This is a genomic window from Marinobacter sp. AC-23 (assembly GCF_001858325.1).
Classification (GTDB): domain Bacteria; phylum Pseudomonadota; class Gammaproteobacteria; order Pseudomonadales; family Oleiphilaceae; genus Marinobacter.
The window spans coordinates 43,516-61,701 of sequence record NZ_MBPP01000032.1; the positions used below are offsets into that span (position 1 = coordinate 43,516).

An 18,186-nucleotide genomic window follows, 5' to 3' on the forward strand; every position below is an offset into this window, starting at 1 on the left:
AACCGGTGTGTTCCTGTTACCGGCCCAAGAAAGACCTGCCGCCAGTTACGCCTGCCGAACCCGGCTACGCTTGCCGGCAAACGGATTATTGAAACTGGAATCCTGACCCTGCAGAACCGCCTCAGGATGGTTCTTCGCCACCAGTTCCTTGACCGTGGAAATGTGATTTTTAGGCGCATCCACCATAATCAAATACTTACCTGCTTCAATATCATCGTGAAAGGGCTTGATCCGGTAGTTTTCATTCTGAATACCACCGAAGCCAGCGACCCAGCCCCCTGCAACTACCACAAAGATAAACAGAGCTATCCAGGCAGCTGCGGGCATGTCTAAAATATTCAACAGTGCCAACGGAAGCAGGAAAGCGAGCGCCAGAATAAAGCCGATGATGGCACCCCGCTCCACATAGCGGGGTAGATCCGTGCGATCCACAATCGAGGCAGAGTGAAGCTGGTGGGTATAAAGCCCGGCCTCATCCTTGCTGAAAATATGGAAGCGCCAATTGGTGATGCCGTGCTCGTGCAAGTCGTCGGAGATACCCTTTGCACTGTCAATTGAAGATACTAGATAGAACAAGCGTATCATGATGTTTCCCCCTCTATCGTCAAGTGATAAAGCGTTCCCCATAATAACAATCTAGTTCAAAATCTCCGACTTTACGTAGTCTGATATTTACTCAGTGGTGTTATAAACGTAGGAAGAGACCGTGCCGTCGGGATTGAAGCGCACAACCAGATCGGTGGTTTCCGCATCGCCGAAGGCTGACCAGCGGTATTTGCCATAGGTCCAGGTGCGCTTTCCATCTTCAACACCTGTGCGCCAAGGCTCACCAAACATTTTCTGAATCTCGGCCCGGGTGGTTTCATCAACCGTAATCTGGTCAACATTGTGCGTGGAAAAATCCTTACCTACGGTCGCACAACCGGAAAAAGCCAGCAGGCTTGCAAGCATTAATACTGAAAGACTGTTCTTCAAAGACATTGCTGTCCCTCCTGTGAATTCTTTATATAAAAAAACACCCCCATCATACCCGTAGGCAGTGGGGGTGTGCTGTTACAGAGAGGAAATACTCTACCCAGGCTCAGTAAAGCTTGGTGAGCGATTTGCGGGCAAAATCGTCTACTTCGCCTAGCCGTCCTTCCTTCATTTTGGTGAGCCATTCAGGATCCTGAAGCAGCGCCCGGCCCACAGCAATCAGTTCGAACTCATGGTTGTTCATGCGCTCTACCAACTCGTCGATACCAAACTGCTCAACCGCCTCTTGCTTGCTGGCCATCGTGCCGCTGATGAAATCCTCGGTCAGACCCACGCTGCCAACCGACATGGTGGGCTTGCCAGACAACTTTTGAGTCCAGCCCGCGAGGTTGAGGTTAGACCCCTCAAACTCCGGCTCCCAGAAGCGCCGGGTTGAGGCGTGAAAAATATCCACACCGGCTTCAACCAGCGGCTTGAGAAACTGCTCGAGCTCTTCCGGGCTGTTGACCAATTTTGCGCTGTAATCCTGCTGCTTCCACTGAGAGAAGCGCAGCATGATGGGAAACTCCGGACCCACCCGGTGGCGAATTGCTTCCACAATTTCCACCACAAAGCGCAGTCGGTTTTCCATGCTGCCGCCGTACTCATCATCCCTCTGGTTCGTGCCTTCCCACAAGAACTGATCAAGCAAATAACCGTGGGCGCCATGAATCTCTACGCCATCAAAACCCAGGGCTTTTGCGTCCTGTGCCGCATCGGCAAATGCAGTTACAACATCGCTGATGTCTTCTTTGCTCATGGCCTTGCCGTTTGGCTTACCCGGGGCGAACAAACCAGATGGACTGTAACCGGGAACCGATGTGTCCAGCCCTGTCCCTGCCTTGCGCACCGAACCCACGTGCCAAAGCTGCGGGAAAATAGCCCCGCCAGCTTCGTGCACAGCATCCACTACGTGTTTCCATCCCTCCAGTGCATCGGTACCGTGAAACGCAGGCACATCGGGGTAACCACTGGCCGCAGGATGATTCACCGTGGTGCCTTCAGTAATGATCAGGCCTACGCCAGCCTCGGCCCGGCGCCGGTAATAGGCAACGACGTTTTCACCAGGGACACCCTTGGGCGAAAAGTTCCGGGTCATAGGCGCCATGGCAACGCGGTTGCGAAGCGTCAGGTTGTGCATGTCGAAAGGTTGAAACATTGGGCCCAGGTTCATGGTCATTAGTTGCTACTCCTAATTTGGTCTCTTAACGCAACTCTATTTAATCTGGTTTTAATATGCAACTCTATTATGTACACTTCAACGTATGGCTAGAAAACGTTTTGACGACTCCAATTGCTCCGTTGCCCGCGCCCTGAACCAGGTAGGCGACTGGTGGTCCCTACTGATTGTGCTGCACGCCATGTACGGCACCCGGCGCTTTGTGGATTTTCAACAGGAGCTGGGTATCGCCAAAAACATCCTGTGCGATCGTCTGGCACGGCTGGTGGATAACGGTGTGTTGAAGAGAGTTGAGGTGGGCGAACACGGCTCGCGCTTCGAATACCGGCTTACCGAAAAAGGCCGGGACCTGTTCCCCGTAGTGATTGCCCTGCGCCAATGGGGCGACAAGTGGAACCCGTCGCCAGACGAGGCTCCGTTAGATCTGCGAGACAGGGTAACCGGGCAATCTATTCAGCCGGTTCAAGTACAGAATGCAGAAGGTGAGCCAGTCACTGTGCGGGATGTGTTTGTATCTAAAGAACCTATGCCCGGCAGCAAAAAAGACTCCGCCTGACAACCAGCAAATATACGTTCCCAGCCCCTTTCTTGAGTTGCGTCAATCTGGCGTGTTAACACAAATCATCTGTTGGCGCTTATTGCGCTATATCAAGTTTCTTATCTCCGCGACCTTTAATCTGATCACAACAACGATTCAGGTTAAGGAGATGGATATGTCCCGTACGTTCAAACTCAGCGTTATGGCAGCTGCCGTTATGGCCATTGCGCCCGCGGCCCAGGCTTTCGAAGCCGGTGATTTTATTCTGCGCGCAGGTGCTGTGCATGTGGCGCCGGATGATTCCAGTGATGCAATTACTGTTGGCGGGCTACCTGCGCTGGGATCCGACGCACGTGTGGCGGTAGATACGAACACGCAGCTCGGTATTCGTGCAACTTATATGTTCACAAGCAACATAGGTTTGGGCCTGCTGGGTGCGACCCCGTTCAAGCACAACATCACCGGTGCCGGAGATCTTGCGGCTGCCGGCAAGCTTGCTGAAACCAAGCACCTGCCACCAACACTGACACTGCAGTATTTCCCAATGCACAGCTCTTCAGCACTGCAGCCTTTCGTAGGCGTGGGCGTTAACTACACGACCTTTTTTGAAGAGAAAACAACGGGCGCGCTTTCCGGTCTGGATATCGAACTGGATGACAGCGTAGGCGTGGCCGCTGAAATTGGCCTGGACTACATGCTCAGCGAAAACTTCGGCTTGAATGCCGCAGTGTGGTGGGCAGACATAGACACCACAGCAAAAGTGCAAACTCTGGATGAATTCGACGTTGAAATCGACCCGATGGTCTACATGGTAGGCTTCACTTACAAATTCTGATACCCGAAAACAACAATGCGGAGCCGAGGCTCCGCATTGTTTAATCAGTTACCTGGGGCCTAAAAGGCTTCAGGCATCCTGGCTTTGACTTGAACGTCCACGTTGGCCATTGCCACCCTGACTGCGGCCACCACTGCGCCCGCCAGGCTTGTCGCCAAAGCTGCGAGGCTTGCCACCAGGGCGGCCATTGCCATTTCCACCGCTACGATTTCGAGCCTTGCTCGGATCCGCCTTGGCTTTGGGCTTGAGCGCCAGATTGTTCGTGGGCTCAAAACCTTCTACTTCCTTGCGGGGCAGCTGCTTCTTAATCAGCTTTTCAATACCGACCAACATCTTCAGTTCATCAGCGCTTACCAGCGACAACGCATGGCCACTCTCGCCCGCCCGACCGGTACGCCCGATGCGGTGCACGTAGTCTTCCGGCACGTTTGGCAGTTCAAAGTTAACCACCTGGGGCAATTGCTTGATGTCCAGGCCTCGGGCCGCGATATCAGTGGCAACCAGCACTCGTACCTGGCCCTGTTTGAAATCTGCCAGTGCCCGGGTGCGAGCACCTTGAGATTTATTTCCGTGTATGGCTGCTGCGGTAATGCCGTCTTTTTCAAGCTTCTGAGTCAGGCGGTTAGCACCGTGCTTAGTGCGGGTAAACACCAACACCTGCTCCCAGCTGTTATCACGCACCAACTTGCTCAACAGAGCGGTTTTCTGGCTCTGATCAACCGAGTACACCGACTGCTTCACGCTCTCAGCGGTAGTGTTTCTCACTGCCACATCAATCTGCACGGGGTTATTCAGCAAGCCTTGAGCCAGCGCACGAATCTCACCGGAGAAGGTTGCTGAGAACAACAGGTTCTGACGCTTCGCTGGCAACAAGTCCAGAATTTTACGGATATCGCGAATAAAGCCCATATCCAGCATACGGTCGGCTTCGTCCAACACCAGAATTTCCACTTCGTTGAAGCGCACAGCGTTCTGCTGGTACAGATCCATGAGGCGGCCTGGTGTTGCAACCAGTACGTCAACGCCTTTGCGCAGCTTCATCATCTGCGGATTGATTTTCACACCACCAAAAACCACAGCGGCCTTGGTAGGAACGTATTTACTGTAAAGGTTTACGCTGTCGTGAACCTGCGCGGCCAGCTCCCGTGTCGGCGCCAAAATCAGTACGCGGGGACCTTTACCTGTGCGGGGGTTCTCAGCCAGGCGCTGCAGCAATGGCAGTGTAAAGCCGGCTGTTTTGCCTGTACCCGTCTGGGCTGCAGCCATAACATCCTTGCCAGAAAGTACGGCAGGAATAGCCTGAAGCTGAATGGGAGACGGGATTTCATAACCCTGGTCGGTAGTTGCACGGACCAGTTGCTCGGACAAACCGAGTGAAGAAAAACTCATATATGATTAACTCTTGATTGTTCTGCCTCCACGAACACCGTTCTCGGCGAATGCGGGCAGATGCATGAAGATTCATGGAATAAAAGACGACTACAGTCACGCGCCGATAATCGGGGTGACGTCCTCTGACAGGTCGTATGGATGGTTCGCAACACGGCTGTAAGCCGGAAACTGCAGAATCCTTAGAGGCAGGATGGCGCGAACAGTAACAGAGGCCTCAGCAATTAGCTATAAGGAATTATAGTGGTACGAGCACGAAAGGAACCCAAGAAAACTTAGGTTGCAGCGTTTATCGCCGTAATCATCACGATCACTGGGCAATCAGCTGCACCTTCTTAGCGACGCTCTGCAAACGTGGTAAATAGACGCCCATCAGCATACCCATATCGACCCGGGTGGAATTTGTGCTGATGTTAAGTGCACCGAGTAACACCTGGTTGCCCGCGTATACCGGCACAGCAACTGAGCGCAGGCCGGAATCCAGCTCCTGGTCGACAATAGCAAACCCCTGAGTCCGGACCTTTAGAATTTCCTTTTTTAGCGCTGCAACATTCGTGATTGAGGATGCCGTAAAAGCCTTCAGCTCCACGCCCTCCAGGGTGTTCTCCAATGCCTGCTCCGATAACTGGCTCAGTAAAACTCTTCCCATAGAGGTATAAGCCGCCGGCAGCCGCGTACCTACGGAGAGCGTGATGGCCATCAACCGATGACGGGCCGACGAGCGGACCACATAAACCACCTCATCACCATCAAGTACCGCCAGCGAGGAAGACTCCCCCAGCTCCGCCGTGATCTCTTCGAGGTATTGTTCAATCACCGCGCGATACTGATTTGAGGACTGATAAGCATAACCTAGCTGTAACACCCGGGGCGTCAGCTCAAACTGGCGTCCGATCCGTTTCACAAACCCCAGTGCATGCAAGGTCAACACAAAACGTCTGGCCTTGGCACGATCCACGTCTACACGGGCGGCTACCTCGCTCAAGGTCATTCGCGGATGTTCAGCATCAAAAGCCTGCAAAACTTGCAACCCCGAAGCCAGTGCACCCACGAAATCACGGTCTCCGGGCTTAAGACTTGTTTCGTCCATATTGACTCCTTCAGCTTTTCACACGGCGGGCTTACATAATATCAGACTGTTCGGACTACGATCATCGGGATGGCCGTCATATCAACTGCACATTTGTTCTTGACGATACAAAACGAACCAAGCAATTCATGTTCGCATATAAAATATATGCTCACATACCGAACATTAAAGAGCAAATTGGAGATACTTCGATGGCTGAATTTCTCTCTCTCCGTGAAGCGGTGAAACAATATAATCCCAAGCCCATGGCCAAGGTTCTAGGTACGGCCACCGCCAGCGTCGAGCGTGTCTAGAACAAGATTTTTATAAGTTTCAAACACAACGAACCCCGGATATACCGGGGTTCGTTGGTAACAACAGTAAGTGCGCTCACACTTTGTTAGGTTCTGATCACTCCAACCGACTTACGCCATCGCCTCTTTCCTGGACATCCAGTAGCGACGAATCGCAAACAGCAGCGAAGCGACAGTAAGCAGAATGAAAACCCAGGTAATAGGGCCACGAACGAAAATCGAAAGATCCCCCTTACTGATAAGTATGGTCCGTCTCAAGTTGTCTTCAAACATAGGCCCTAGAATAAAGCCGATCAAGAAGGGCGCCGCTGCGATACCCGTTCGATTGAAGATAAATCCCATAATACCGAATACCAGCATCAAGCCAATATCAAAGGTACTGTTGTTGACCGCATAGGCTCCGTAAATACAGAACATCAATACGATGGGCAACAGTATGGTTTTGGGAATATCGGCGATGATGGAAAAATAACGAATGGCTGCATTACCAACGAACACCAGCACGAAAGAGCTGACCATAATCCCACAAAACAATGCGTAGACCAGCGTCAGATTTTCCTGGAACAAAACTGGGCCAGGCGTCAGGCCGTGAATCATGAATGCGCCCAAAATAATGGCCGTGATCACATCTCCCGGAATACCCAGGGATAACAGTGGAATCAACGTCGCACCAGCCACACCGTTGTTACCAGACTCTGCCGCAGCAACACCTTCAATCTCACCTTTACCAAAGTTGGCTTTACGAGGTGACGTGCGTTTGGCTTCGCTGTATGAGATGAACGCCGCTGAAGTTGCACCAGTACCGGGAATCGCGCCGATAATAACGCCGATTAGACTGCCGCGAACAATGGTTTTCAAGAGTCCTTTAAACTCTTTCCAGGTCAACGATGCGCCGCTGACGGCGGTACGAATGTGGGGAGCCACCTTTGAGGTATAAAACTCAATAACCTCGGGAATAGCGAACAAACCAATCAGCAAAGGGATGAACGAGACCCTGTCCATCAGATTATAGTCGTCAAACGTCAGCCGCTGAGTTCCATATACCGCATCCAGGCCAACAGTTGAAACAATAATACCCAGACTAGCTCCAATCAGCCCCTTGATAACCGAATCACCGGAGACAGAGACAATGATGGTCAACGAGAAACAGATAAGCCAGAAATACTCAGGGGGACCAAAGTTCAGCGCAATTTTTGCGAGATAGGAGGCGAAAAAAATCAGCGCGACGTTGGAGATCATGTCCGCCACCACGGATGAATACAGGGCCGTTTTCAACGCCTTTTTTGCTTTGCCCTGCTGCGCCATGGGATAGCCATCCAGCAGCGTACAGGCCGACGCCGGGGATCCTGGTGTGCGAATCAGAATAGCGGTGATTGAACCACCGTACATGCCCCCTTTATAAATACCAACCAGTAGCAGAATAGCCGTCACCGGCTCCATTGAAAATGTAAACGGCAAAGCCAACGCCACTGCCATGGTTGCCGTTAACCCTGGAATTGCACCAACAACGACACCGACGATAACGCCCACGGCAATGGCAAGGAAGTTATCGACGCTCAGGAAAAGAGCCATGACTTCTGAAAAATTTTCCATTTTGAGTAACCCAAAAACGTATTGTCTGATAACAGACGGAAACCTTGTTTCTGTGTGCGCTTCTCTCAATCAGCCACGCAGCTCAGATCTGGAAGAACGACTCCCAAAGTGTTCCGACAGGAAGAGGGACATTAAGCAAGTAGATAAACAATAGAGTTACGACCACTGGAAAGATAATCGTCAATGCATACAACCAGATACTGCGAAGTCCGCTGGCCAGGAACAGCAAAACACAGGCGAAAATACCGCTGCCGATAGCTCCCAGTTGCTCAAAGAAGAATGCATAAACGATACCTGCGGCCAGCATCAGAACCTGGCGCATGACAGGAACACCGCGTCGAAGCTCTTCTGGCTCCCCTCGCTTCGGTGGATTGATCAAACCGTCAACCATCAGAAGAGCCGACAGTACAAATACTAACCAACCCGCCAGCTGGGGAAGAAACTGCGGTGAGAGTAGCGGATGCTGCATAGAAAACGGCATCTCGATATAACGAGGTATGACGTAAAATAGAAAACTCACTGCCAAAATTGAAAAAACGCCCCCCAGAACCGAATTGGGGTTCCATCGCCCATAATGGGCCTCGCTGGCCTCGACGAATTGCTTTTCAGAAGTTTCCATGATTAGGCCCTGTGTGCCGATCTGATTCAAATAAAAGAGCGGGCAATCTCATGGACAAGCCCCGCCCTGAACACAGCCGCTATTAACGTTTCAGATTTGCCTTTTCCGCGACATCAGACCATTTCTCCAGGTCTTTCTGAACAAACTCACGAAAATCTTCACCCACAACGGTTCCAGCTTCTGCACCAAACTGCGGCAGGAACTTTTTAAACTCTTCACTCGCCATAACATTATCCAAAGCCGCTTGCAGCTTCACCATGGCTTCTGCCGGGAAGGACTTATGAGCAATGAAGCCAAACCATGCATAAGTTTCATAGGTCTCAAGCCCATACTCTTTACCCGCTTCTTGAAGCGTGGGAACACCCGGCAAAAACTCGGACTCCGTCGGTGAAGTTACCGCCAGCGCTCGGAGCTTACCCGACTTAATATGGGGGTAAACCGTAGGCATGTTTTCGAAGGCCACATCCACGTCACCAGACAGCAGAGCCGGAAGAGCCTCACCGGAACCACGGAAAGGCACATGAACCAGATTGCTGTCGGTCATGCTTTTGAACAGTTCGCCCGACATGTGAATAGAACTACCAATTCCCGGCGAGCTGAATGAAAACTCTTGCGTACGAGCTGCCTCTATAAACTCAGCCACAGTGGTATAAGGGCTGCTGCTTGGCACTACCATAACGTTTGGAATATTGATCATATTCCGTACAAAGGCGAAGTCTTCCAACGGGTCGTAACGCAAACTTGGATAAATCGATGCACCAATAGTATGGCCAGGCGAGGCCATCAGCAGCATATGGTCTGAACCGCGTCCACCGCGTGCCAGTTGAGCCGTCGCGATAGTAGAGCCGGCACCAGGGCGGTTCTCAACAACAACAGTTGTGAGCTCTTTTTGCAGCAGGTCTGCCATCTTCCGAGACAGTAGATCCGTGGTACCACCCGCAGAATAGGGAACCACTAAGCGAATGTTGTCTTCCGGCCACTCATCAGCCTGTACCAGCCCACCATAGGTCAGTGATACAGCGGCTAAGGCGCATAAAATACGACCCTTCACACGAGTCTTCATTAGTTTCATCATTTTTGTAGTTACCCTATTCCTTGATTATCTGGTTCGCTTATCGAACATATGTTCGCATATTGCGCGGGTACGTAATCTAACATATTCATTGGGAAGGTGCAAGATTTTTCTCCCTTCAGACTCCGCATTTTGACAAAGGGGAAAAACTAACAAAGAGAGGCCATCGTAAATATGCACCAACACCAAAACATGGCGCTTGCTTATAACTTACGACTCAAGAAGGGGAGGTGATTCCAGGGATGGAGACAGCAAACAGAAAAACTGAGTACGACTTTCCCCTCAGGAGCAGCCGTACCTTTGATAAACCCGATGTCAGGGCAAAACTTCGGTAATTTTCCGCGCGGCCTCCTGCATAATGGGCACATACTCTTGAATGATCCGATCCATAGACACCGTACTGACATGGCTACTGGAGTTAAGCGCGAATTTTGCTGTTCCACTACGGTCTAGCACAGGCACCGCTAGCGCTCTCATACCCAGCTCCAACTCCTGATCCACAATAGCGTAGCCATCTAAGCGTATCTTGCTCAGCTCTGCCCTTAGCTCATCCGGCCCCATGGTGTAAGCCGTCAGCTTTTCAAAGCACGTTTTCTCCAACAGATTTTCCAACTCCGGCTCCTGAAGCGCAGCCAGCAAAACTCGTCCACCGGACGTCGCGTAAGCTGGCAAGCGGGCGCCAATTTGGAGATTGATGGGGATCAGGCCACGACGAGGGATTCGGGCCACGTAAACAACGTTGGCCCCATCAAGCACCAAAGCGGAGCAGGATTCCTCAAGCTTATAGGAAACTTGCTCCATAAAGGGCGTAATGGTCTCAGTGAAATTCAGAGATGCCAGATAGGGATACCCCAGCTCAAGAACCTTGGCCGTCAAACGGAATTTTTTGTCATCCTGCGACACATAGCCCAGCTTCTGTAAGGTAAGCAAAAAACGACGCGCTGAAGCTCTGGATAGATTGTTTTTTTGCGCCAGCGTCGACAGGCTCATCGAGGGCGTATCAGTGTCAAAGGATCTTATTACCTCAAGCCCGCGCGCAAACGTGGACAAAAACTCCTTGTCTAGACTAGCAGCATCCATATTCTGGTGACCCACCCTAATTTATCCCCACAGTATAAACATCGTCAGCCGTTCGATAATCGGCCATTTTTTTCGGATAGTGGATAATGACAGTGAGGAATGGGCTATGCAAGCCAGCTTCACACACCAAACCACAAGGGCCGGAATCTACGTTCCGGCCCTTGTTTAGTGGTTTAGATAACAGCTTAAAGCTCAGCCTTTGTTGGCCATCCAGTCTTCAAGTGTCTGGTTGCTCTCAACAAGCTTTGTCAACAAGGGTGCGGGGCTCCAATGGGCTTCACCGGTGCGGTTATAAAGATTCTCTACGCATTCATACACCGCTTTCAGGCCGCGACGACTTGCGTAGAACATCGGCCCACCCCGATAAGAAGGGAAGCCATAGCCATGCACGTAAACCGCGTCGATATCACTCGGGCGCTGGGCAATGCCTTCTTCAAGAATGCGGAAGCCTTCATTGATCAACGCCATCAGGTGCCGATCAATGATTTCCTCATCGCTCAACTCGCGGCGCTTCACGCCATACTTACTCGCTTGTTCTTCGATGACCGCAAGTACTTCAGGGTCAGTAGAGCGGGCACGGGTTTTCGGGTCATAACGGTAATAGCCGGCACCGGTTTTTTGGCCCAGCCGCCCCATTTCAACCAGTGTGTCAGCGATCACATAGCTGCGAGGATCGCCCTTTTGTGCAACCGTCAGTGCCTGTCGCGACTTGTAGCCAATATCCAGCCCTGACAGATCACCCACTGCCAAGGGGCCCATGGCCATACCAAAGTAGGTCAGCACACCATCAACTTGCTCAGGCTCAGCGCCCTCAATCATGCAAAGCTGGGCTTCGCGCGCATACTGCCGCAGCATCCGATTGCCAATGAACCCGAAACAGACCCCTGCCAGCACCGGCACCTTGCCCATGCGTTTGCCCAGGGCCATGGCGGTGGCGATAACGTCGTCAGCGGTCTTATCGGCACGAACAACTTCCAGCAATCGCATAACGTTCGCTGGACTGAAGAAATGCAGCCCCACCACATCCTGAGGACGTGAGGTCACCGCCGCAATCTCGTCGATATCCAGATACGAGGTGTTGGACGCCAGAATCGCACCGGCTTTGCAGACCTGATCCAAATGGCCAAACACCTGTCGTTTCACATCCATACTTTCAAACACCGCCTCAATCACCAGATCGGCACTGGCCAGGGCTTCATAATCGGTGGTGCCCGAAATCAACGCCTGACGCGCGGCCGCTTGTTCCTGTGACAGCTTGCCTTTGCTAACAGTGATCCCGTAATTCTTGCCAATCAGCGTCAAGCCCGCGTCCAAACCATCCTGATTGAGTTCCAGCAGAGTCACGGGGATACCTGCATTGGCAAACGACATCGCAATCCCGCCGCCCATGGTGCCGCCACCAATCACTGCCACCCGTTCAATACTTCGCGGCACAGTGGTTTTGTTCAGCCCCAGAACCTTCGGTGCCTGACGCTCGGCAAAGAAAATGTGCCGTAACGCAGCCGATTGCTCTGACTGTGTACGCTCGACGAAACAGGCGCGCTCATACACCAAGCCTTCATCGAACGGCTTCGCCATAGCGGCCTCAACACAGTCGACGATTATCTGGGGCGATTCCTGCCCCCGCTTGCGCTTACCAAGCATGGAGCGATAGGCCGCAAAGGCTTCGCCATCAAAGCTGTCTGCCGGAATCGACATATCCCGGATGCGCCGAGGCCCCGTGCCACCGGCTACCAGCTCACGGGCATACGCCAGCGCCGCCTCTTCAACAGGTTCCTCAAGGATTCGGTCGATCAGCCCTAGTGACAGAGCCTTCCGGGCGGTAATTTTCTGCCCGCCGGTCATCATATCCAGAGCCGCCTGTGCACCAATCAATCGGGGTACCCGCTGGGTACCACCGGCGCCAGGTATCAGCCCAAGCGTCACTTCGGGCAGCCCGACCGTCGCCGATGCCAGCGCACAGCGGTAATGACAACTCAGCGTCAGTTCAAAACCACCGCCCAGAGCTGTGCCATGGATGGCGGCAATCACCGGCTTTTCCGAGGCCTCAATCGCCGCATTTACCTGGGGCAAAGAGGGGGCTTCGATCGGCTTACCGAATTCACTGATATCCGACCCGGCAACAAAAGTACGTCCTTCGCACAGAATAACAACGGCTTGGGAATCGTCTGCCTGCGCCTTGGTGATGGCCTCCAGCAGGCCATTACGAACACCGTGAGAAAGCGCGTTCACCGGCGGATTATTGATCGTAATAACACCCAGCTCGTCGACTCGATGATAAGAAACCAACATAAATAAGGCTCTCCTGTGGGGTAAAATGGCAAGCGCCGCGCTTTAGGTCTCGGCGCCTGTCCATGGAGAAAAAATTGGGTGAACTATAGGACACCGCCGGCGCGGAGCAATGCGATATCTTCCGGCGACTTGTTCAGCAAACGCTGAAGAACAGACTCGGTGTCTTCGCCCAGCAGCGGGGGCGCTTTGCGATAGGTTTGCTGGGTTTTGGAAAATTTAATCGGATTGGCAATACCCGGCACTTTCCCCAACTGCGGATGCTCCAACTCAATCTTCATATCGCGGGCTTTCACCTGCGGGTCGTCAAAAACTTCCGCAATGTTTTGAATGGGGCCGCAGGGGACATGAACACTCACCAAATCGTCCATCCATTCCCGACTGCTTCGGGCGCGGGTGCGCTCGCAGATTTTGCCAACCATCTCTTCCCGATGCAGCACACGCTGAGGATTGGTAGCAAAGCGAACATCCTCGGCCATTTCCGGACAGCCCAGTGCTTTGCACAAACGCTGAAATTGGCCGTCGTTGCCGACCGCGATAATCACTTGGCCGTCCTCGGTGGGAAACGGCTGATAAGGCGCAAGATTCGGGTGATATTCCCCGGTACGCCCAGGCACTTTGCCACTGCAAAAATAATTCAGCGCCTGATTTGCCAGCCAGCTGACCTGTACATCCAACAACGCCATATCGATGTGCTGGCCCTCGCCGGTTTTGGTCCGGTGATGAATGGCCGACAAAATCGCAATGACTGCGTTCATGCCCGTGGTTAGATCGGCTACCGCCATGCCGACCCTCTGGGGCCCGGCTCCGGGCTGCCCATCGGCGACACCGGTAATGCTCATCAGCCCGGATTGCGCCTGGATCAAATAATCGTAGCCGGCGTCGTTGGCCATTGGGCCGGTGTGGCCAAAGCCGGTAACAGAGCAGTACACCAGACCGGGGTTTATCTTGGCCATATCGGCATAACCCAGGCCTTTTTTATCCAGACCACCGGTTTTAAAGTTCTCGACCAACACGTCACACTCAACAGCCAACTCCCGTATCAGGGTCTGCCCTTCCTGGCTTCCGATATCCACCGTCACCGAGTGTTTACCCCGGTTGGCAGACAGGTAGTAGGCTGACTGTTTGGTGGGGTTGCCCTGCTCATCCTTTAGCCACGGAGGCCCCCAATGCCGGGTGTCATCGCCCAAACCTGGACGCTCAATTTTGATGACTTCCGCGCCCAGGTCCGCCAGGATCTGGGTGCACCATGGGCCCGCCATAACGCGGGACAAATCAAGCACACGAATACCTGACAATGGACCGGACATAAATAACTCCTGGATTAATGCGTGTTTTGGGCGTTACGAATCATCTGCTTGGCGATAACCAATTGCTGAATCTGTGAGGTGCCCTCGTACAAACGGAACAGTCGCACATCGCGGTAAAAACGCTCAACACAGTACTCGCTGATATAGCCCGCACCACCGTGTACCTGCACAGCGCGATCGGCAACCCGACCCACCATTTCTGTACAATAGAGTTTACAGCTGGCTGCATTCATTGAGGTCGACTCTCCGGCATCAAAAGACCGCGCGGTCGCTTCAACCATACACTTACCGGCGTAATATTCCGTCTGGCTATCGGCCAGCATCGCCTGAACCAACTGGAAGTTGGCGATTTCAGTGCCAAACTGCTTACGCTGAGTGGCGTAGCTGGCACTTTCATCAATCAGGCGCTTGGCGGTTCCAACACTCAGGGCACTGATGTGCAACCGGCCCCGGTCGAGTACTTTCATTGCAGTTTTGAAGCCTTGGCCTTCTTTGCCGCCAATCAGAGCATCGGCCGAAACTCGCACATTGTCGAAGATGACGTCGCAGGTATGCGCGCCTTTTTGGCCCATTTTCTTATCCGGCTACCCAGAGAAATGCCCGCCAAAGTCGCATCTACCAGGAAGGCTGAAACGCCACGACCACCTTCTTCACGGGTGCCAGTTCTGGCCATCACCGTAAACACGCCGGCGCGGGTAGCGTTTGTGATAAAACGCTTGCTGCCATTGATGACGTACTCATCGCCCTCGCGACGGGCACTGGTCATCACCGAGCCGGCGTCCGAACCGGCATCGGCCTCGGTCAGCGCGAAAGATCCGATTAGCTCACCGCTGGCCAGTTTGGGTAAGTATTGAGCTTTTTGCTCCGGGGTGCCATCAATCACAATACCCTGGGAGCCAATACCAACGTTGGTGCCAAATGTGGATCGGAACACCGGCGAGGTGTAGCCCATTTCCTGAATGATAGCCCCCTCTTCCGCCATACTCAGACCCAGGCCGCCAAATTCCTCGGGAATCGACAAGCCAAACAGGCCCATCTCTTTCATTTCGCTGATCACGTCCTCGGGGATGAGATCTTCTTCGGCAACCTGCATCTCCAGAGGAATCAGACGGTCACGCACGTAACGGCGAACACTGTCGACAAATTGGTTCAGAGTTTCTTGGTCAAGTGCCATCACGGCCTCCATAATTTTTGCGAGATCACCAAGCTGTCCAAGGAAGGAACAGTGATGTATTGGAAACTAACGCCCAAAAGCGCTGCTATTAGGTACTTCTAAGGCATTTCAGATTTCAGATATCTCAATCAGGAGGAAACAAGCACAACGGTTGCACTCAGGCAGCTACTTAGCACCAGAAAGAGAAACGAATAAGACAGATTCCAGCGATATGCGGCCACTCGGGCGCTATAACCGGTGAACCGTTCAAGCAATAGGGCATTGGCGGAATATGGCGTGCCGGCGACGGTGATACCCCACCCGGTCACCATGGCAATACCCAGCCCCGCCAACGAAGCCTCGGGCCAGATAGGCCCAACACTCCGCCAACAACGGTAGCCGTTACGATGGGGTTAACGCCCATGGTTCCCCCGACATAAAACAACCAAGGAATACAAAACGCAGCGACCGAGTAACCCCAACCCGGCAGCGCAAAATCCGAGCCCAGAAAATTCAGCGCTGTGACCGCCAATGCGCCACCCAGAAAAGAAGCGCCACCCATGATCGCCAGTTCGTTGGCCACATTGGCCATCGAGGGCAGAGCCACAGTGCCCACCATTATTCGCGTGGCCAAAAGGTGAAGCACCACCACGGTCAGGCAGCTCAAAGTCACTGCCTGGGAGTACTTTAAGCCTGCAAAAGTATTAAGCGCATAAGCTTCCAACGTAATAAACAGCGCTAGGCCGATAAACCGTATCCAGGGCCAGAACGCAGAGCAATCGTCATTGCCATGTTCGTCCATAGACGCCACAGAAGACGGAACAGTGTCTTCTTTCTCGCGGAACCATACGCCAACCAACAGGTAGGTAACGGCGAACGGTATGCTCCAAGCCAGCAGCGTCCAACTGGCAAGGCCCGGCAATAGTGTGACCGTCATCACTACCGCAATCGACAGGGGTGACCCCATGGGCGAAGCGCTAAACCCACGGATAACGGCGCGCGACGCATTGCGGGTTGCAGCGTCATCGCCGACGTTCTCTACCTGTTTCCCGATCATCGTGGCCACAAGCCCTACAGACCCAAAATTCAGCGGGATCGCCAGCACTCCAGTACCAAGACTTAACCCCAGATAGCGGGTCGCGGAACGCCCGCTGAATAAGCTCCTGGAAATAGTATTTAGGTCTTTCGACGAACTGAGAACCGCAGATAGCAGCATCACCGCGAGAACCAAACCTGCGATTCCAGCCATACTTTGAACAGCACTGGTGAGAACCTCGGGCGCCGACCACAATGCGAAAACACTGACCACCAAAATCAATGATGCGATCACCCGAGCGACGGTGCGCAGCTGGCCCCATCCCAGAAAAATTACCGCACAAGCCAGCAACACCACCACAGAAGAGGTACCTGGCAAAAACGCCACCGCGCCAAAACCCAGAGCCGTATAGGCAAGACCCGAGCGTATGCGAGAAAGCGTCATTGCCATCACTGGGACACCGGCACACCTACTTCGCTTTCTCCACCCAAGATATAGCGAAACCCACTCAAACCCTCATTTTCGGCAATCAGGTTGATCCTACTCATAAGGTCGTCTCGTGGCTGGCTTTTATAATTGACCAGCACGATAGCACCCCAAAAAAAATGCCGCTATTATATACTTTGTATATGTCCCATCTAATTTTTATATGCCTCTCCGAACGAGGACAATCTATGTCTTTTCAATTAAAAATCGACCTTCGTCAGCTCAATACATTTCTGACGATTGCCAAGGTCGGCAGTTTCAGCCGTGCCTCAGAAAAGTTGTACGTTGCTCAACCCGCGCTCAGTCGACAAATCCGTTTGATGGAGGAGGCCTTAAACACCGAGGTCTTCGTACGCCATGGTCGTGGCGTCGCGCTAACCGTTGCTGGCGAACTGCTTTACGAAAAAGCCATGACTATTTTTCAAGATCTGGAACGCACCCAGGCATCCATTGCGGCCATAGCTGGTGAAGTCACCGGGCAAATTGTTCTGGGCATGCTACCTACCGCAGCGGACGCATTTTCCGGGAGCATCATTGAGGAGTATCACCGCAAATACCCACGGGTCAGGCTGTCGGTAAAATCCGCCATGAGTGGCACTTTGCAGCAGATGGTGTCGCAGCACCGGGTGGATCTTGCGATCACCTACAACCACGGCAAACAAAAGCATGTGCAACACACACCCTTGATCGAAGAGCGCCTTTGCCTGATATCCCCGCCGATGAGTGAAATGGCCAAACGCCAGACCATTTCTCTGGAAGAAGTGCTTGATCTCCCTCTGGTGATGCCTGAGGAAAAGCACGGATTGAGGGAACTATTGGAAAAAGAGGCCGTGAAACATCAGAAAAAGCTTCAGCTAGCTATTGAGGTCAATGCTTGGCCACTGATGACAGATCTGGTGAAGCGTGGCCTGGGGTATACGGTTCTCTCCTACGCCTCGGTGTACGAAATGGTCATGCGCAAAGAGGTGGTAGCAATTCCAATTAGCACCCCGGAGCTTCACCGTTCCCTGGCCATTGTGACACCAAGAGACCTGCCGCCTTCTCTTGCGACTCTAAAACTCGCCGAAATCATCATGCAACACGTTACCCATCAGGTTGAAGACGGCATTTGGAAAGGACGGCCTCTATTTGGCAAAAATGCTTTAGACAGCCTTAGTGCACCGACCGATTATGGCCTAGCCGAGGTCTGAACTTACCTCAACGTCTAAA

15 protein-coding genes and 1 pseudogene are annotated in these 18,186 nt (G+C 52.8%); 3 read left to right on the forward strand and 13 right to left on the reverse strand.

Annotated elements, in window-relative coordinates; translation table 11 throughout:
* Window positions 1-45: 45 nt before the first annotated feature.
* The 3 genes from BCA33_RS11410 to BCA33_RS11420 form a co-directional block, all read right to left on the reverse strand.
* Window positions 46-585, reverse strand: coding sequence for a hypothetical protein (locus BCA33_RS11410; RefSeq protein ID WP_071265929.1), 540 nt, complete (start codon window positions 583-585; stop codon window positions 46-48).
* A gap of 87 nt (window positions 586-672) precedes the next feature.
* Complete coding sequence (gene bamE, locus BCA33_RS11415; protein WP_071265931.1) at window positions 673-981, reverse strand: outer membrane protein assembly factor BamE; 309 nt, start codon at window positions 979-981, stop codon at window positions 673-675.
* Between the two features lie 100 nt (window positions 982-1,081).
* A complete protein-coding gene (locus tag BCA33_RS11420; RefSeq protein ID WP_071265933.1) occupies window positions 1,082-2,194 on the reverse strand; it encodes an NADH:flavin oxidoreductase in 1,113 nt (370 codons plus the stop codon).
* Window positions 2,195-2,279: 85 nt separating this feature from the next.
* Between BCA33_RS11420 and BCA33_RS11425 the strand changes: the two genes are divergently transcribed.
* Together BCA33_RS11425 and BCA33_RS11430 are read left to right on the forward strand one after the other, a co-directional pair.
* Window positions 2,280-2,750 (forward strand): helix-turn-helix domain-containing protein, encoded by a 471-nt coding sequence (locus BCA33_RS11425; RefSeq protein ID WP_071265935.1) that lies wholly within the window; start codon window positions 2,280-2,282, stop codon window positions 2,748-2,750.
* Between the two features lie 157 nt (window positions 2,751-2,907).
* Window positions 2,908-3,567: an OmpW family protein gene (locus BCA33_RS11430; RefSeq protein WP_071265937.1), complete on the forward strand. Its 660-nt coding sequence runs from the start codon at window positions 2,908-2,910 to the stop codon at window positions 3,565-3,567.
* A gap of 69 nt (window positions 3,568-3,636) precedes the next feature.
* On the opposite strand, the gene BCA33_RS11435 is transcribed toward BCA33_RS11430, so the two are convergent.
* From BCA33_RS11435 to BCA33_RS11480, 10 genes and pseudogenes are all read right to left on the reverse strand, one after another.
* Complete coding sequence (locus BCA33_RS11435; protein WP_071265939.1) at window positions 3,637-4,956, reverse strand: DEAD/DEAH box helicase; 1,320 nt, start codon at window positions 4,954-4,956, stop codon at window positions 3,637-3,639.
* A gap of 310 nt (window positions 4,957-5,266) precedes the next feature.
* Window positions 5,267-6,046: an IclR family transcriptional regulator C-terminal domain-containing protein gene (locus BCA33_RS11440; RefSeq protein ID WP_071265941.1), complete on the reverse strand. Its 780-nt coding sequence runs from the start codon at window positions 6,044-6,046 to the stop codon at window positions 5,267-5,269.
* Between the two features lie 404 nt (window positions 6,047-6,450).
* A complete protein-coding gene (locus BCA33_RS11445) occupies window positions 6,451-7,932 on the reverse strand; it encodes a tripartite tricarboxylate transporter permease (RefSeq protein ID WP_071265943.1) in 1,482 nt (493 codons plus the stop codon).
* A gap of 82 nt (window positions 7,933-8,014) precedes the next feature.
* A complete protein-coding gene (locus tag BCA33_RS11450; protein WP_071265945.1) occupies window positions 8,015-8,551 on the reverse strand; it encodes a tripartite tricarboxylate transporter TctB family protein in 537 nt (178 codons plus the stop codon).
* 82 nt (window positions 8,552-8,633) lie between these two features.
* A complete protein-coding gene (locus BCA33_RS11455) occupies window positions 8,634-9,614 on the reverse strand; it encodes a tripartite tricarboxylate transporter substrate binding protein (RefSeq protein WP_254774348.1) in 981 nt (326 codons plus the stop codon).
* Window positions 9,615-9,938: 324 nt separating this feature from the next.
* The gene (locus tag BCA33_RS11460) at window positions 9,939-10,703 is read right to left on the reverse strand and encodes an IclR family transcriptional regulator C-terminal domain-containing protein (RefSeq protein ID WP_071265949.1); all 765 of its coding nucleotides are present in this window, start codon (window positions 10,701-10,703) and stop codon (window positions 9,939-9,941) included.
* A 192-nt stretch (window positions 10,704-10,895) separates the two neighbouring features.
* Window positions 10,896-12,995, reverse strand: coding sequence for a 3-hydroxyacyl-CoA dehydrogenase NAD-binding domain-containing protein (locus BCA33_RS11465; protein ID WP_071265951.1), 2,100 nt, complete (start codon window positions 12,993-12,995; stop codon window positions 10,896-10,898).
* Window positions 12,996-13,078: 83 nt separating this feature from the next.
* A complete protein-coding gene (locus BCA33_RS11470; RefSeq protein ID WP_071265952.1) occupies window positions 13,079-14,302 on the reverse strand; it encodes a CaiB/BaiF CoA-transferase family protein in 1,224 nt (407 codons plus the stop codon).
* 14 nt (window positions 14,303-14,316) lie between these two features.
* Window positions 14,317-15,476 (reverse strand): annotated as a pseudogene (locus tag BCA33_RS11475) (acyl-CoA dehydrogenase family protein).
* Window positions 15,477-15,780: 304 nt separating this feature from the next.
* On the reverse strand, window positions 15,781-16,941 hold the full coding sequence (locus BCA33_RS11480) for a hypothetical protein (protein WP_175469765.1): 1,161 nt from the start codon (window positions 16,939-16,941) through the stop codon (window positions 15,781-15,783).
* Between the two features lie 224 nt (window positions 16,942-17,165).
* Here BCA33_RS11480 and BCA33_RS11485 point away from each other — a divergent pair, with 224 nt between their 5' ends.
* Window positions 17,166-18,167, forward strand: a complete 1,002-nt coding sequence (locus BCA33_RS11485; protein ID WP_071265954.1) for a LysR family transcriptional regulator — start codon at window positions 17,166-17,168, stop codon at window positions 18,165-18,167.
* The last annotated feature ends 19 nt before the right edge of the window (window positions 18,168-18,186 follow it).

Excerpts from the sequence above, each read along its gene's own strand:
- BCA33_RS11425 (WP_071265935.1), top strand. The coding sequence starts at position 2,280 with ATGGCTAGAAAACGTTTTGACGACTCCAATTGCTCCGTTGCCCGCGCC.
- bamE (WP_071265931.1), bottom strand. The coding sequence starts at position 981 with ATGTCTTTGAAGAACAGTCTTTCAGTATTAATGCTTGCAAGCCTGCTG.
- BCA33_RS11455 (WP_254774348.1), bottom strand. The coding sequence starts at position 9,614 with ATGAAGACTCGTGTGAAGGGTCGTATTTTATGCGCCTTAGCCGCTGTA.
- BCA33_RS11420 (WP_071265933.1), bottom strand. The coding sequence starts at position 2,194 with ATGACCATGAACCTGGGCCCAATGTTTCAACCTTTCGACATGCACAAC.
- BCA33_RS11485 (WP_071265954.1), top strand. The coding sequence starts at position 17,166 with ATGTCTTTTCAATTAAAAATCGACCTTCGTCAGCTCAATACATTTCTG.
- BCA33_RS11410 (WP_071265929.1), bottom strand. The coding sequence starts at position 585 with ATGATACGCTTGTTCTATCTAGTATCTTCAATTGACAGTGCAAAGGGT.
- BCA33_RS11440 (WP_071265941.1), bottom strand. The coding sequence starts at position 6,046 with ATGGACGAAACAAGTCTTAAGCCCGGAGACCGTGATTTCGTGGGTGCA.
- BCA33_RS11435 (WP_071265939.1), bottom strand. The coding sequence starts at position 4,956 with ATGAGTTTTTCTTCACTCGGTTTGTCCGAGCAACTGGTCCGTGCAACT.
- BCA33_RS11460 (WP_071265949.1), bottom strand. The coding sequence starts at position 10,703 with ATGGATGCTGCTAGTCTAGACAAGGAGTTTTTGTCCACGTTTGCGCGC.
- BCA33_RS11445 (WP_071265943.1), bottom strand. The coding sequence starts at position 7,932 with ATGGAAAATTTTTCAGAAGTCATGGCTCTTTTCCTGAGCGTCGATAAC.
- BCA33_RS11465 (WP_071265951.1), bottom strand. The coding sequence starts at position 12,995 with ATGTTGGTTTCTTATCATCGAGTCGACGAGCTGGGTGTTATTACGATC.
- BCA33_RS11450 (WP_071265945.1), bottom strand. The coding sequence starts at position 8,551 with ATGGAAACTTCTGAAAAGCAATTCGTCGAGGCCAGCGAGGCCCATTAT.
- BCA33_RS11470 (WP_071265952.1), bottom strand. The coding sequence starts at position 14,302 with ATGTCCGGTCCATTGTCAGGTATTCGTGTGCTTGATTTGTCCCGCGTT.
- BCA33_RS11480 (WP_175469765.1), bottom strand. The coding sequence starts at position 16,941 with ATGGCAATGACGCTTTCTCGCATACGCTCGGGTCTTGCCTATACGGCT.
- BCA33_RS11430 (WP_071265937.1), top strand. The coding sequence starts at position 2,908 with ATGTCCCGTACGTTCAAACTCAGCGTTATGGCAGCTGCCGTTATGGCC.